Annotated in this window: 13 protein-coding genes; 8 read left to right on the top strand and 5 right to left on the bottom strand. The window is 39.0% G+C overall.

From position 1 onward, the window contains the following. Positions 1 to 99 precede the first annotated feature (99 nt). The 3 genes from nth (at position 100) to OQ289_RS03205 (ending at position 2,807) form a co-directional block, all read left to right on the top strand. Entirely contained in the window at positions 100 to 783 is a 684-nt protein-coding gene (gene nth, locus OQ289_RS03215; protein ID WP_270090850.1) for an endonuclease III, read from the top strand. 79 nt (positions 784 to 862) lie between these two features. Beyond that, a complete protein-coding gene (recA, locus tag OQ289_RS03210; protein WP_033563372.1) occupies positions 863 to 1,879 on the top strand; it encodes a recombinase RecA in 1,017 nt (338 codons plus the stop codon). A gap of 157 nt (positions 1,880 to 2,036) precedes the next feature. After that, on the top strand, positions 2,037 to 2,807 hold the full coding sequence (locus OQ289_RS03205; protein ID WP_270089393.1) for an endonuclease/exonuclease/phosphatase family protein: 771 nt from the start codon (positions 2,037 to 2,039) through the stop codon (positions 2,805 to 2,807). An 89-nt stretch (positions 2,808 to 2,896) separates the two neighbouring features. On the opposite strand, the gene pruA is transcribed toward OQ289_RS03205, so the two are convergent. From pruA to OQ289_RS03180, 5 genes are all read right to left on the bottom strand, one after another. Then, on the bottom strand, positions 2,897 to 4,534 hold the full coding sequence (gene pruA, locus OQ289_RS03200; protein ID WP_270089392.1) for an L-glutamate gamma-semialdehyde dehydrogenase: 1,638 nt from the start codon (positions 4,532 to 4,534) through the stop codon (positions 2,897 to 2,899). Positions 4,535 to 4,768: 234 nt separating this feature from the next. Next, positions 4,769 to 5,380 (bottom strand): superoxide dismutase, encoded by a 612-nt coding sequence (locus OQ289_RS03195; RefSeq protein ID WP_270089391.1) that lies wholly within the window; start codon positions 5,378 to 5,380, stop codon positions 4,769 to 4,771. A 102-nt stretch (positions 5,381 to 5,482) separates the two neighbouring features. After that, on the bottom strand, positions 5,483 to 5,950 hold the full coding sequence (locus OQ289_RS03190) for a nucleoside deaminase (protein WP_270089390.1): 468 nt from the start codon (positions 5,948 to 5,950) through the stop codon (positions 5,483 to 5,485). 9 nt (positions 5,951 to 5,959) lie between these two features. Next, a complete protein-coding gene (locus OQ289_RS03185) occupies positions 5,960 to 6,298 on the bottom strand; it encodes a tRNA-binding protein (RefSeq protein WP_033563377.1) in 339 nt (112 codons plus the stop codon). Then, the gene (locus tag OQ289_RS03180) at positions 6,298 to 6,513 is read right to left on the bottom strand and encodes a hypothetical protein (protein WP_033563378.1); all 216 of its coding nucleotides are present in this window, start codon (positions 6,511 to 6,513) and stop codon (positions 6,298 to 6,300) included. Before OQ289_RS03180 ends, OQ289_RS03185 begins: the two co-directional genes overlap by 1 nt. 72 nt (positions 6,514 to 6,585) lie before the next feature. Between OQ289_RS03180 and OQ289_RS03175 the strand changes: the two genes are divergently transcribed. The 5 genes from OQ289_RS03175 to OQ289_RS03155 all read left to right on the top strand — a co-directional run bounded on the left by OQ289_RS03175 (position 6,586) and on the right by OQ289_RS03155 (position 14,801). Further along, positions 6,586 to 7,182 (top strand): porin family protein, encoded by a 597-nt coding sequence (locus OQ289_RS03175; protein ID WP_270089389.1) that lies wholly within the window; start codon positions 6,586 to 6,588, stop codon positions 7,180 to 7,182. Between the two features lie 166 nt (positions 7,183 to 7,348). After that, a complete protein-coding gene (locus tag OQ289_RS03170; RefSeq protein ID WP_270089388.1) occupies positions 7,349 to 8,122 on the top strand; it encodes a succinate dehydrogenase cytochrome b subunit in 774 nt (257 codons plus the stop codon). Between the two features lie 53 nt (positions 8,123 to 8,175). After that, on the top strand, positions 8,176 to 10,107 hold the full coding sequence (locus OQ289_RS03165; protein ID WP_270089387.1) for a fumarate reductase/succinate dehydrogenase flavoprotein subunit: 1,932 nt from the start codon (positions 8,176 to 8,178) through the stop codon (positions 10,105 to 10,107). Positions 10,108 to 10,179: 72 nt separating this feature from the next. Next, complete coding sequence (locus tag OQ289_RS03160) at positions 10,180 to 10,953, top strand: succinate dehydrogenase/fumarate reductase iron-sulfur subunit (protein ID WP_270089386.1); 774 nt, start codon at positions 10,180 to 10,182, stop codon at positions 10,951 to 10,953. A gap of 95 nt (positions 10,954 to 11,048) precedes the next feature. Then, positions 11,049 to 14,801 (top strand): sensor histidine kinase, encoded by a 3,753-nt coding sequence (locus OQ289_RS03155; protein WP_270089385.1) that lies wholly within the window; start codon positions 11,049 to 11,051, stop codon positions 14,799 to 14,801. Positions 14,802 to 14,858: the final 57 nt, after the last annotated feature.

The following is a 14,858-nucleotide window of genomic DNA, read 5'->3' as shown; positions in this document are numbered from 1 at the left end:
ATCATTGAAAAGCAAATAAGTACTCTACAACAACAAGGCTCGATGATATCATCGAGCCTTAGTTTTTTCTCCTTCAACTTTGGTTTCGTATCTTTGATTATGCTAAAGAAAGATCGATACCGTGCATTTGTAGAGTATTTTTCCACTCATAATCCTGATGCCCAAACCGAATTAAATTATAGTAATCCCTTTGAGCTATTAGTAGCTGTAATCCTATCCGCCCAATGCACGGATAAAAGAATTAATCAAATCACGCCAGCGCTATTTGAGCGCTTTCCAGTTGTTGAAGCACTAGCGGAAGCGTCCATAGATGAGGTCTTCGCATACATACGCTCGGTCAGTTATCCAAATAACAAAGCCAAACATTTAGTTGGCATGGCAAAAATGTTGGTCGAAAATTTCAATGGGCACGTTCCTGAAACAATTGAAGACTTAGTAAAGCTCCCAGGAGTTGGTCGAAAAACTGCAAATGTCATCTCATCAGTGGTATACAACAGACCTGCCATGGCCGTAGATACACACGTATTTAGAGTGAGCAACCGATTAGGTTTAACTAGTAGAGCTACTACCCCCTTGGCTGTAGAAAAACAATTGGTCAAATACTTGCCCGAAGAAACCATTGCTGTAGCTCATCATTGGCTGATACTACATGGCCGATACATTTGCTTAGCACGTACCCCAAAATGTGAAATTTGTCCAATTACATACATGTGTAAATATTACGAGACTAACTTTTTGAAGCAGAAAATAACTCGTCCTAAGCTTAAAACGGAGCGCAAATAAACAACAACTAATAAAATTAGCAAAATAAATTTGTAGATTTCATTTTAATCTGTATTTTTGAACTATAATTACTAAAAATATGAGCAATTCAGATAAACTAAAAGCCCTACAGCTTACTTTAGATAAATTAGAAAAATCATATGGTAAAGGAGCCATCATGAAATTGGGAGATTCAGCTGTTGAACCAATAGAATCTATCTCCACAGGCTCATTGGGCTTAGATATTGCATTAGGCATTGGAGGTGTTCCAAAAGGACGTATCATCGAAATATACGGACCCGAATCTTCTGGTAAAACTACCTTAGCTACCCATATTGTTGCTGAAGCTCAAAAAAAGGGTGGAATTGCAGCTATTATAGATGCGGAACATGCTTTTGACAAATACTACGCGCAAAAACTCGGAGTTGATGTAGAGAATCTTTTGATATCCCAACCAGATAATGGCGAGCAAGGACTAGAAATTGCGGACAATTTAATTCGTTCAGGTGCTATTGATGTAATTGTAATTGACTCTGTAGCTGCATTGGTACCTAAAGGCGAAATTGAAGGCGAAATGGGAGATTCTAAAATGGGACTTCAAGCCCGCTTAATGTCCCAAGCATTGCGAAAACTGACAGGAACAATCTCTAAAACAAATTGCTGCTGTATATTCATTAACCAATTACGGGAAAAAATCGGTGTCATGTTTGGAAATCCTGAAACCACAACTGGTGGTAATGCCTTAAAATTTTACGCATCTGTACGCCTGGATATACGTCGTACCTCTCAGATTAAAGATTCAGACGAAGTATCTGGCAACCGTGTAAAAGTCAAGATTGTCAAAAACAAAGTAGCCCCACCCTTTCGTATTGCCGAATTTGATATTATGTTTGGAGAAGGTATTTCTAAAGTCGGAGAAATCATTGATTTAGGCGTTGAGTACAACATCATCAAAAAAGCAGGTTCTTGGTTTAGCTATGGAGATACCAAACTTGGTCAAGGACGTGATGCGGTCAAAACCTTATTATTAGATAATCCAGATTTAATGGATGAGCTCGAAGCTAAAATTCGCGCAGAGGTTACAGGAGTAGAAACCGTACTTCCTATCGGAGAATAATTGTCACTACAATTTTATAATGTATGTTTATAGCCATTCCAAAGGAATGGCTATATTTATTTAATGAAACAATGTGCATCGAACATATGCAAACTATTACAACCTTAGATTCTAATAACCACTTCGTAAGTCCACGAAGTACAAAGCAACTATTTCAATGAAAAAACAACTGATTCTATTTCTATTTTTACTACTTATGGCCTTTGATTCACAAGGGCAATCCACGCTAAAAATCCTATCTTACAATATCCATCACGCCAATCCACCTAGCAAGGCAAACGTTATTGATCTGAATGCGATAGCAGCCGTCATCAAAAACTCGAATGCTGATATAGTAGGACTCCAGGAAGTCGATATAAACGTAAGCCGATCAGAACATACCGATCAAGCCAAAAAGCTTGCCGAACTTACCGGGATGAAATACTACTTCTTTTCAAAAGGAATCGACCTAGAAAAAGGCGAATATGGAACAGCTATACTATCTAAATATCCTATTGAAAACACAGAGCACCACTATCTCCCTATGCCCGTAAAGAGTGAGATGCGGAGCCTCGGAATTGCTAAAATAAAATTACCTTCCAAAAAAATCATTTATTTTGCGAACACGCACCTTGATCTCAAAAACGAAAATCGAATCGCACAAACTCAGTTTATCGTTGATCATTTCAAAAACACAAAAGATCTAGTAATCCTTGTCGGTGACCTCAATGCCCAACCCGACTCACAGCCAATCAAAACATTGGAGGGTCTCTTTAAAAGAAGTAGCATTCCTAATGGGTTTACGATTCCAGAGGTCAACCCCAATCGAGAAATTGATTTCATAATGGTCAATAAGAGAAGCAATGTACAGTTTGGCAACCATACGGTCATCGATGAACCCTATGCGTCCGACCATCTCCCCCTATATGTAGAGATATCTCTTAAATAATATCCATATCATAAGGCATAAAAGTCGATACCTCTCATTTAAAATAAAAAAGGGACAAATTGTCCCTTTTTTATTTTAAATACCTAGCTCTATTCTCCTTTTTCTAAAAATGGATATCTATAATCCGTATCTGGATGGAACGTCTCCTTAATAGTACGAGGAGAAACCCAACGCAACAAATTAATCATCGATCCGGCTTTATCATTCGTTCCCGAGCCTCTAGCCCCCCCGAATGGTTGTTGGCCAACTACCGCTCCGGTACACTTATCATTTACGTAAAAATTACCCGCAGCATTACGCAGCGCATGAGTCGCTTGCGTAATCGCATAGCGATCTTGAGCAATCACAGCACCTGTCAAAGCATAAATAGATGTCTTATCGACTATCTCAAGCGTTTCTTCCCATTTTGCATCTTCATAAACATAAACAGTCAATACTGGGCCAAACAATTCCTCAGACATAGTCTCATAATCCGGCTTGGATGCCACTATTACCGTTGGATGGATGAAATATCCCTTCGACTTATCATAAGTACCGCCCACAATAATCTCAGCTTCGTTTGACGCTTTCGCACGGTCTATATACTTCGCCAATTTGTCAAATGATTTTTCGTCAATTACAGCATTGATGAAATTAGAAAAATCCTCTGTGCCACCAATCGTGAATGATTGAACATCCTTAACTATAGACGATTTAAGCGTCGGCCACAAAGACTGTGGAATATAAACGCGCGATGCTGCTGAACACTTTTGACCTTGATATTCAAAAGACCCTCTCACGATAGCCGTATTGGCCACCTTGACATCAGCAGACGGGTGCACCAAGATAAAATCCTTACCTCCGGTTTCACCAACAATTCTCGGATAAGTTTTATACAAATGAATATTCTCACCAATTGTCTTCCAAATATTTTGAAACACACCAGTCGATCCTGTAAAGTGAATACCTGCAAAATCAGGATGTTTAAAAATTACATCCCCCGCATCAGGCCCAGAAACAAACACCAAATTAATAACCCCATCTGGTAAACCAGCCTCTCTAAAAATCTCCATCAATACATTTGCAGAATAAATCTGTGTATTAGACGGTTTCCATACCACTACGTTACCCATCATCGCCACACAAGAAGGCAGATTACCCGCAATAGCCGTAAAATTAAATGGCGTCAAAGCAAACACGAATCCCTCCAATGGTCGTTGTTCCAAGCGATTCCAGACACCTTTTCCGGACACTGGTGGTTGCTGTGCGTAGATTTCACTCATATATTGTACATTGAAGCGGAGGAAGTCGACAATTTCACAAGCCGAATCAATCTCTGCTTGATAAGGATTCTTAGACTGCCCCAACATGGTAGCAGCATTCAGTTTGTAGCGATATTTGCCAGCAATCAAATCCGCCGCTTTCAGGAATATCGCTGCCCTATCTTCCCATGCCAAGTTCTCCCAATAGGCTTTCGCAGATAGGGCTGCATGAATCGCATCCGTAACGTGTTGCTTGGTTCCTTCGCTATAAGTCCCCAAAACATGTTGATGATCATGAGGAGGTGTTAGTGTCACCTTCTTGTCTGTCCGAATCTCCTTTCCACCGATAAACATGGGAACATCAATCTGTTGAGCACGAGCCTCGTCAATGGCCGCCCTTAAGAGTTTGCGCTCTTTGGTACCAACAGCGTATGTATAAACAGGTTCATTGACTGGAACCGGAACATTAAAAAATCCTTTTAACATAGTAACAATTTTTAATCAGAAAATCTGATATTTAACCTTCTATTTTTTCATAAAATTAAGCAAAAAGCACTGATTAATAAGCCTTAACAAGTCGACCTCAAGAGATTGGAGAAAATCCGTTTAAACTTTTCCAATATCGGTTAGATCATCAAATAAAATTAAAATGATTTATACAAAAAAAGCGATGGACGTCATCGTCCATCGCTTATATTTAGCTATCGCACTATAGCGAAATTAATTTTTTGCAGCAGCATAACGTTCCGCAACAGCGTCCCAGTTAATAACATTGAAAATAGCTTCCAAGTATGCCGGTCGCTTATTTTGATACTTCAAATAATATGCGTGCTCCCAAACATCTATTCCCAAGATAGGAGTACCTTTTACTTCCGCCACATCCATAAGCGGATTATCTTGATTTGGAGTCGAAGTTACAGCCAATTTGCCATCAGCGCCTACAATCAACCATGACCATCCCGAACCAAAGCGTCCAGCGCCTGCTTCTTGAAGCTTTTTCTTCAATTCGTCAAATGAACCGAAAGTAGCATCGATAGCCTCCGCCAATTCACCCGTAGGTTGACCACCGGTATTCGCTCCCAATATGCTCCAAAACAAATCGTGGTTAAAGTGTCCACCGCCATTGTTACGCACTGCTGGGCTATATTTAGAAACATTTTTCACAATGTCCTCCAATGACAAGTTTTCAGCATCGGTACCCGCTATTGCTTTATTGAGATTGTCAACGTATGCTTGATGATGTCTATCATGGTGAATTTCCATGGTATCCTTATCAATATGTGGTTCTAATGCGTCTGATGCGTATGGTAACGCTTCTAATTGAAATGCCATAATATATTAAAATTTAATGTTAACTACTTTATTCGATTTATATACAAATATAACGTTTAGATCGAGGATATGTTTTTAATCTCTTCTAAGAAATAGGCAGACCTATCTTTTCTGACGAAAAAATGATGTAATCAACTGGGCGCACTCCTCCCCCAGAACACCGGACACCACTTCAGTCTTAGGATGATAGAGATGTCCATATTTCGATGAGCCTCGCTTTTCGTCCACTGTACCATACACAACTCTCGATACCTGTGTCCAATACGATGCACCTGTGCACATCACACAAGGTTCTACGGTCACATACAGTGTACAATCTTTAAGATACTTCCCGCCCAAAAAATTAGATGCCGCGGTGAAAGCTTGCATCTCCGCGTGTGCAGTAACATCATTTAAGCGCTCGGTCAGATTATATCCTTTACCGATTATCTTGCCTTGACTTACTACTATTGCACCTATCGGTACCTCATCCTCTTCATATGCACGCTTTGCTAGATCTAAGGCAGCTCGCATAAAAAGCTCATCCGGATTAGACTGGTCTCTCCCCTCTTCAAAATTGAAATATCTCATTGCCCAAAATTAACAAAGTCTAGCACCATTCGGCAATTTTCTATTTACAGAAGTCAAAATAATATCGCCATTCTCATCCGCAAACCCGGTTACCAAACATTCAGACATAAAGTTCGCAATCTGCTTTCTGGGAAAATTCACTACAGCCACCACTTGCATCCCTATTAACTCTTCCTTTGAATAATGTACAGTAATCTGTGCACTCGACTTCCGAACACCAATGTCGATTCCAAAATCTACCGTCAATTGATAAGCAGGTTTTCTAGCTTTTGGAAAATCCTCAGCAGACAATATTGTGCCAACCCTTAGGTCGACCTTTTCAAAATCTGACCAATTTATTTCCTCCATTATAATCTATTACTAGCCAAGTCAGTCAACTCCTTACCCAGTGTAAATACAACGTAATCCACATTTCGTCTAAGTCGCTTGGCGAGTCGCTCTATAAGCTCTGCTTCCATCCCAGCTTTGTACATCAGGTCTTCATCACTCAAACTATTGTATTTTCTTCTTAACTTTACCTTCAGGATTTCCCATTCGGAATCGCTTATTTTAATGTTTGCCATTTTTTGGTTTAAATTTTGTACACAACTGGAAAAGTAATAAAAATTAAAATTATAACAAAAAATACATTATTTATGAAAAAGTTTCTACTCAGCTTAGCCGCATCTCTAATGCTAATCGCTTCGGCACATGCACAGTTAATCCCTAGCCTTAAATTTGGGGTAAAAGGCGCTTTGAATTTTACCAACCTAAAATCAGATGGAAAATGGTTAAATTCCGATACTAAAACAGGATATCAAGCAGGTTTATGGGCTAGAATTGGTGCAGCGGGATTCCATGTACAACCGGAAGCATATTTTACAGGAAAAAAAATAAAAGGAAGTTATGAAAAAGCAGATGGAGATGTGGAAAACGGGACTTTTGATTTCACCACAATAGACGTTCCAATCTTATTAGGAACAAGAGTAGGTGTAGGTCCGATAGGTGTGCGTTTCCAGGCAGGTCCAGTATTTGCGTTCAAAGTTAGCGAAGGAGGCTCCTTGAGCAAATACACAGATTTCGAGAACTACAAAAAAGCATCTACAGGTATCATTGGAGGTGTAGGTGCAGATATTAGTAAATTCACAGTAGACCTTCGTTATGAACATGGTCTTTCTAACTTGAGCGACAATAAAGACCGCTCTCAAAAAGTCAAAATGTGGTCAATTGGAGTTGGCTATAATTTTTTATAGTCTAACGACAATTTCGGTATAAAAAACACCAGCAAAAGCCCAGTTAACTGGGCTTTTGCCGTTTACAACCTTAGAACAATTCTAAATTAGTACTTTTTACAATCTTACTTACATTTTTATGACGCAAATGGATAGTTTTGCGTATTAATATTAAAATACAAGGATAATGAGCAATTCAAAGCCAGTTTTAAGTTCTTCGTTGGGGAAGAAACTAATCATGAGCTTAACAGGACTTTTCTTATGTACTTTTTTGATCGTTCACTTGGTCGGAAACTTACAACTGTTTAAGAATGATGAAGGTCTAGCGTTTAACCAATACGCGTACACCATGACCCATTTTGCACCTATTAAAGTAGTTTCCTACTTACTTTACGCTTCTATTATTGTCCACGCTATTTATGCACTTATTTTGACATTGAAAAATAGAGCTGCACGCCCTATCGCTTATGCCAAATATGACGGAGCAGCAAACAGCGCGTGGAATTCCAGAAACATGGGTATATTAGGCACTGTATTGTTAGTCTTCATTGCTACGCACATGGCTAACTTTTGGTGGAAATACCACAATGATCAAACCCCTTACATCGAGTACAAAACAGATTTGGCAACTAATGTAACAACTACTAGAGTACTAGAGCAAGCTGAGTTCAGCGATTTTAGAGTAGAAGTAAAAGACGGCATCCAGACCATCCAAGCGCGTGACTTGTATAAGCAAGTCGACTATGCATTTCAAAATGTCTGGTTGGTATTATTATATGTCGTAGCTATGGCAGCGTTGTCATTCCATTTAATTCATGGATTTCAATCTGCATTTCAGACAGTCGGTTTCAATCATAGAAGATACATTTCTACCGTTCGTTTCCTAGGAGTCTGGATATTTGGGATACTTATCCCTATTGGCTTTGCAGCGATGCCTTTATACTTTTACTTTGCTAAATAAACTATTTTAAGATACGAGCGAAAGCAATATCTATCAAAATAAAATAAAGAGATATGTTAGATTCAAAAGTACCAGCGGGTCCATTAGCCCAAAAGTGGTCAAATCATAAATTCAATCTTAAGTTAGTCAACCCTGCTAACAAGCGTAAATTTACCATTATCATTGTCGGTACTGGTTTGGCGGGTGCGTCGGCAGCCGCTTCATTAGCCGAATTGGGATACAATGTAAAAGCATTCTGCTATCAAGATTCACCTCGTCGCGCACACTCTATTGCCGCACAAGGAGGTATCAATGCAGCCAAAAATTATCAAAATGACGGTGACTCTGTATACCGTCTATTCTACGATACCATCAAAGGTGGTGACTACCGTGCCCGTGAAGCCAATGTATATCGCCTCGCTGAAGTATCTGTAAATATCATCGACCAATGTGTCGCTCAGGGAGTACCTTTTGCGCGCGAATATGGAGGTTTATTGGACAACCGTTCATTCGGTGGAGCCCAAGTATCCCGTACCTTCTATGCACGTGGACAGACTGGACAACAACTTCTATTAGGAGCTTATTCTGCACTTAACCGTCAAATCAAAAAAGGTAAAGTAGAGATGTTCAATCGTCACGAAATGCTTGACGTTGTCAAAATAGATGGTCATGCAAAAGGAATTATCACACGTGACTTGGTAACAGGAGCAATTGAATCCCATGCAGGACATGCAGTCTTATTATGTACTGGTGGATACGGCAACGTATTTTTCCTATCAACCAATGCAATGGGATGTAATGTAACCGCGGCATGGAGAGCACACAAGCGTGGCGCATTCTTTGCAAATCCTTGCTACACCCAGATCCACCCAACCTGTATCCCTGTCACAGGTGACCATCAGTCAAAACTGACTTTGATGTCCGAGTCTCTTCGTAATGATGGCAGAGTATGGGTACCTAAAACACAAGAGCTTTCTGCTAGATTGCGTAAAGGCGAACTAAAAGCATCTGATATCAAAGAAGGAGACAGAGATTACTTCTTGGAAAGAAAATATCCTTCATTTGGTAACTTAGTACCACGTGACGTAGCTTCCCGAAATGCCAAAGAAGCGGTCGATGACGGCCGTGGAGTAGGTAAATCAGGAGTTGCCGTATATTTGGATTTTGCTGACGCAATCAACCGTCTTGGAGAAGATACTGTACGTGCTAAATACGGAAACTTATTTGACATGTATTATCAAATTACAGATGAAAATCCATACAAGCAGCCTATGCGTATCTACCCTGCTGTACACTATACCATGGGAGGCGTATGGGTAGACTACAACCTAATGACGACTATTCCAGGCCTATACGCACTAGGAGAATGTAATTTCTCTGACCATGGGGCTAATCGCCTCGGAGCATCTGCATTGATGCAGGGTCTGGCTGATGGATACTTTGTAATCCCTTATACGGTTGGAGACTATTTGTCCACTTTAGGATTTGCTCCTGTAGACAACACCAACCCAGAGTTCGAGAAGGCTCGTCTAGAAGTTGAACAAAAAACAAAGCAACTTCTTTCTCTTAAAGGAACCAAAACGGTAGATGATATCCACAAAGAATTAGGTAAGATTATGTGGGAATATTGTGGTATGGCCCGTACTGCAGAAGGGTTGACCAAGGCAAAAGGACTTATCCAAGAATTGAAGAAAGAATTCTGGTCAAATGTAACTGTACTTGGTGAAAACGAGGAATTAAACCTTTCTTTAGAAAAAGCTGGACGTGTAGCTGACTTTTTAGAATTGGGAGAATTGATGGTAGATGATGCTTTCAACAGGGCTGAATCATGTGGAGGCCATTTCCGTTTAGAAAGTCAGACAGAAGAAGGTGAAGCTAAACGTAATGATGAAGAATTCACCTACGTATCTGCTTGGGAATTCAACGGTGAGAACCAACCAGAAGTTCTTCATAAAGAGGAGTTAATTTTCGAAAACGTTAAATTAACACAAAGAAGTTATAAATAGTATTGCGTATAGCGTATTGAGATATACGAAATGTCTCAATACTCGATACTCAGTACTCAATACTATACAGATATGAGTGCACATATGAACTTAACGCTGAAAGTTTGGCGTCAAAAAAATGATAAACAAAGAGGTCAATTCGTAACTTATCAAGCGAATAATATCGCTGATGATATGTCCTTCTTGGAGATGCTTGACATTGTTAATGAAGAATTGACTCGTAAAGGAGAAGATCCTATTTACTTTGACCACGATTGTCGCGAAGGTATCTGCGGTATGTGTTCATTGGTGATCAATGGTCGTCCACATGGCCCTAAACAAGGCACTACCACATGTCAGTTGCACATGCGTAGCTTCCACGATGGCCAGACTATCGTTATTGAACCTTGGAGAGCAGCTGCATTTCCAGTGTTGAAGGATTTGGCAGTAGATCGTACAGCTTTCGATCGCATTCAACAAGCTGGCGGGTATGTCAATGTAAATACAGGTGGAGTACCTGATGCCAATACAATCCCGATTCCAAAAAGAATCGCTGACGAAGCGTTCGAATCCGCTACATGTATAGGATGTGGTGCCTGTGTCGCAGCTTGTAAAAATGCCTCTGCGATGCTATTCGTATCCGCAAAAGTATCTCAATTTGCGCTCTTACCTCAAGGGCAGACAGAACGTTATGAACGTGCCCAAGCAATGGTAGATCAAATGGATGCCGAAGGATTTGGCAATTGTACCAACACTGGCGCTTGCGAAGCAGAATGTCCAGTAGGTATTAAATTGACAAACATTGCTCGATTGAATCGCGAGTATTTAAACGCCAAAATCTTCAGACAAGAGGAAGTCCACAATTAGACATCCTTTGTTGTCAAAAATACCAAAGTCCCCATATCCTTGTATATGGGGACTTTTTTATTATATTTACTTATCTAACAATATAACAAAGCACTGTGCAACTCACCACCAAAATCCGTATCCTACTTCTTATCCTCACGTTTTCATTTATGGGCACTGCCCTTACAATTCACCTAACCATTACGGATAAAGACATGTTAAGATTGGACAAAGAGGAGCTCATGTCCAATATACACAAGAAGGAAAGCATGATCGAAGATCTATTTGCAGATTCGACGATTATGAAGACTTTTAAAAATATTGAGCAATTTCCCATTCAGTCGTCGGAAATACTGGAAAAATTTTCGGATGAGCAGCGCATACTTTTATACCTCTTCAAAGACGGAAAACCCATACTGTGGAGCACAGATGTATATGTACCCGTTACAGATGCAGGCTTAAAACCCACTACAACATATATCCTTGAAAGCAATAGATCTTTTATCGCCCGACAAAAGAAAGTAGGAGACATCAATGTTCTAGCGCTTATTCTTGTCAAAAGATTTTTTAATAGCAACAACGAATATCTTAAAAACACGTTTGCTAAAGACCTTATCGGCAACAATAATCTAGAAATAGCAGACTATACAGATACTAGGAATATTCAAAATGTATACAGTAAAGACGGCACCTATCTTTTCTCTGTCAAATTAAAAGATGGAAAACACGATAACATCTATATTTTTCTACAATTCATCTGTTGGGTCGCTGCCATGTTCTGCTTTATCATACTAGCACACAATATTTGTTTGAGCCTTGCAAAAAAAGGTTTTGTATGGACTTCAATAGCAATATTCGGCCTTGTACTCATTGGTATAAGAGTTATAGACCTTGAGACCAATTGGCTGGCATCTCACTCCAGCTTAGGGATATTTGACCCCAAATATTACGCTTACAATGCCATCTTTCCTCATTTATGGGCTTTGACGTTGACCAATTTGAGCTGTTTATGGTATCTGCTATTTATTACCTCTATACTGACCAACCTGACATTACCTGAACGCACTAAAAAAGGAGTAATTCCCTACGTCATTGCGAGCACATTACTCTTCGGTATATACTTTTTTTCGAACCTCCTATTTAAGCACCTCGGCAGTTTGATAACTCACACTTCCATCGTAAGCTATGATTTTTCTAAAATTGCAGACCTAAGCAAATATAGTTGGCTGAATCTACTCAACTTGTGCTTAGCAATTTTGTCTCTCTTTCTCTATATCAACTTCGTCCTCAAATTGATGGACAAACTATTTGATGCTATTGGGGTAAAGTTGAACCTCCAACTTGCAGTACTTATCATATCGATGATTGTATATGCTTTATTAGGCGACAATAGTATAAACAATGTTTTGTTAGGCATACTTATTTTGCTCATCTTCCTCCATAAGTACGCCTTAGATCAATACAAGTTTTCGCTATATATAGTGATACTGGTTATCGCTGCTATATTTTCCTCTATAAATCACGACAAATATATGCGTTTGAAAAAGTTGGAGAATATGAAATTAGTATTGGCAAATCTTGAGGCAGAAGACGATACCAATGCCATCTCCCTATTCATGGATATTGAAAAATCAATGAAAAATGATGAGCAACTCCAACATCGCCTTCGTATTGCCGCCAATCAAAATGACCCTACCGAAATCACCGAGTTCTTAAAGAAAACGTATTTCAGTGGGTATCTTTCAAAGTTTGACTTCAACGGCTATTACTATGCAAATAACCAACCATTAGAACATTACAATAATAACAAATTTGAAGAATACAGGGAAAAAGTTATTACAAACTCCATTAAAGTAACAGACAATTTCTATCGTTTAAAAAGTGAACTAGGTACACATGAGTATTTTGCTACAATCAATATCCCAATTGACAATGAAACAACTGCCAGCTTGTTCCTCAATCTTAGAAATCGATCTTTCAGCTATATTCTGCCCTATCCGGAGATACTGTCAGACAGTCGCACCACCTCTCTTCAACAAGAAGCCTTTCTCAACAATTCATTTGCGCTATATAAAGATCGACAACTAATCACACAATATGGTCAATACACCTACCCCAGCACAGATTCCAAATTCCCTAAAAGCGTAGGCACATTTTTAGAAATCGACGACCCAAGCGAATTCTTTCATCTGATGTACCGTCCAGATGAGCACACCACCCTTATTATCAGCCGTGCAAATCAAAATATCTACGAATATGTGGCTATCACCTGCTTCTTTTTTGTGCTCTTATTTGTATTCTTTAGCATTATCTATATTCTATTTTATTTAGGACAAACCGTATCCCAACGATCATTTAGAATTAAAAGCATCAAATATCACTTTCTTATTCTAAAAAATTCCATTCAATATAGTACCCGTATCCAGACTATATTTATTATATCCATAATCTTCGCCATATTGATGTCGGGCGTCCTTGCCTTCTATAATATAAATTCTAGGCTCAGCAAAGAACGTGAAAATGCGAGAATAAAATACATAGCCGAAATATCGAGAAAGCTAGAAAACATCTTAAACACAGCCGAAGCGACTTCTGACTTCTTGCAAGCCGAAGCCTATCTCAACTTGCTATCGCAAGCGATGACGACAGATTTTTCATTATTCGGTAGAAATGGTCGGCTAATTTATTCATCACAACCCAAAATATACGACCTAAAGTTGTTCTCCACGTTTATCAATCCCGTTGCGTATAAAAAGCTATCACTTATCAAGAAAACTGAAACCATTGAATCCGAAAACGTTGGCGAGTTTGAATTTTCATCTAGTTACGCTAGTATCCGAAACAGAGATTATCAATTAGCCTATTATCTAAATGTTCCTTACTTCTCATCCAGAAAAGAAGAAAGTGCCAGCATCAACCTGCTTCTGAATACCCTAATCAATATATATACGATTATCATTATTGCATTTGGTTTCTTCGCGGTCTATATTTCCAATAAGATTACTGCTCCTTTGGTCATGATTGGCAAAAAGCTATCACAAACAAATGTAGGCAAACAAAATGAACCTCTTTTTTGGCAACGGAATGATGAAGTTGGAACCTTGATAAAAGAATACAATTTTATGCTAATTAAGCTAGAAGAAAATTCAAAAAAACTAATGGGTGTAGAACGAGAAGCTGCTTGGAGAGAAATGGCGAAACAAATAGCCCACGAAATCAAAAATCCGCTAACCCCCATGAAGCTAGGCATTCAGCAATTAGGGAGATCATTTAGAGAAGGTGACCCTCGATTCGAAGAACGATTTAATAGAATATCTATCTCATTTATTGAACAGATAGATAGTTTATCTCATATTGCCAGTGAATTCTCTGCCTTCGCTAAATTGCCAGACACCCATTTGGAAAAGGTCAACATCGTTGAAGAGATTAATAAATCAACTGCGGTATATACCAACAATCCCCAAGCCAGTATCATAATTACAAATCACACTGACCTACAACCGATATATGTACTCGGAGATAAAGATCAATTGTTAAGAACGTTCAACAATCTTATAAAAAATGCAATAGAAGCAGCAATTGGCCGCAAAAAGGTTAAAATCCATTTTGAAATCTCTCGTATACATCCCGACATTATAAAAATAGCGATAAATGACAACGGAAGAGGAATCTCCGATGAATCTCTATCCAAAATTTTCGAACCTAACTTCACCACCAAGAGTTCAGGCACAGGTTTAGGCTTAGCTTTTGCCAAGCAGACAATTGAAGGTATGAGAGGATCTATTACCTTTAAAACAGAAGCTGGAAAAGGCACCACATTTACTATCCTAATTCCTATGTACGATAGCGCACTAAAAGAAATAGAATAACAAAAGAAGGTCTGGAATTTTTTCCAGACCTTCTTTTGTTATAGTTATGAGCGAAAA

This window comes from Sphingobacterium sp. SYP-B4668, assembly GCF_027627455.1.
In the GTDB taxonomy this organism is placed as follows: Bacteria; Bacteroidota; Bacteroidia; order Sphingobacteriales; family Sphingobacteriaceae; genus Sphingobacterium.
This window is presented reverse-complemented; position numbering and strand designations above follow the sequence as displayed.

Coding starts and splice junctions, on each gene's coding strand:
- OQ289_RS03170 (WP_270089388.1), top strand. CDS start 7,349: ATGAGCAATTCAAAGCCAGTTTTAAGTTCTTCGTTGGGGAAGAAACTA.
- OQ289_RS03195 (WP_270089391.1), bottom strand. CDS start 5,380: ATGGCATTTCAATTAGAAGCGTTACCATACGCATCAGACGCATTAGAA.
- OQ289_RS03175 (WP_270089389.1), top strand. CDS start 6,586: ATGAAAAAGTTTCTACTCAGCTTAGCCGCATCTCTAATGCTAATCGCT.
- OQ289_RS03205 (WP_270089393.1), top strand. CDS start 2,037: ATGAAAAAACAACTGATTCTATTTCTATTTTTACTACTTATGGCCTTT.
- OQ289_RS03180 (WP_033563378.1), bottom strand. CDS start 6,513: ATGGCAAACATTAAAATAAGCGATTCCGAATGGGAAATCCTGAAGGTA.
- OQ289_RS03165 (WP_270089387.1), top strand. CDS start 8,176: ATGTTAGATTCAAAAGTACCAGCGGGTCCATTAGCCCAAAAGTGGTCA.
- recA (WP_033563372.1), top strand. CDS start 863: ATGAGCAATTCAGATAAACTAAAAGCCCTACAGCTTACTTTAGATAAA.
- OQ289_RS03190 (WP_270089390.1), bottom strand. CDS start 5,950: ATGAGATATTTCAATTTTGAAGAGGGGAGAGACCAGTCTAATCCGGAT.
- nth (WP_270090850.1), top strand. CDS start 100: ATGCTAAAGAAAGATCGATACCGTGCATTTGTAGAGTATTTTTCCACT.
- OQ289_RS03185 (WP_033563377.1), bottom strand. CDS start 6,298: ATGGAGGAAATAAATTGGTCAGATTTTGAAAAGGTCGACCTAAGGGTT.
- pruA (WP_270089392.1), bottom strand. CDS start 4,534: ATGTTAAAAGGATTTTTTAATGTTCCGGTTCCAGTCAATGAACCTGTT.
- OQ289_RS03160 (WP_270089386.1), top strand. CDS start 10,180: ATGAGTGCACATATGAACTTAACGCTGAAAGTTTGGCGTCAAAAAAAT.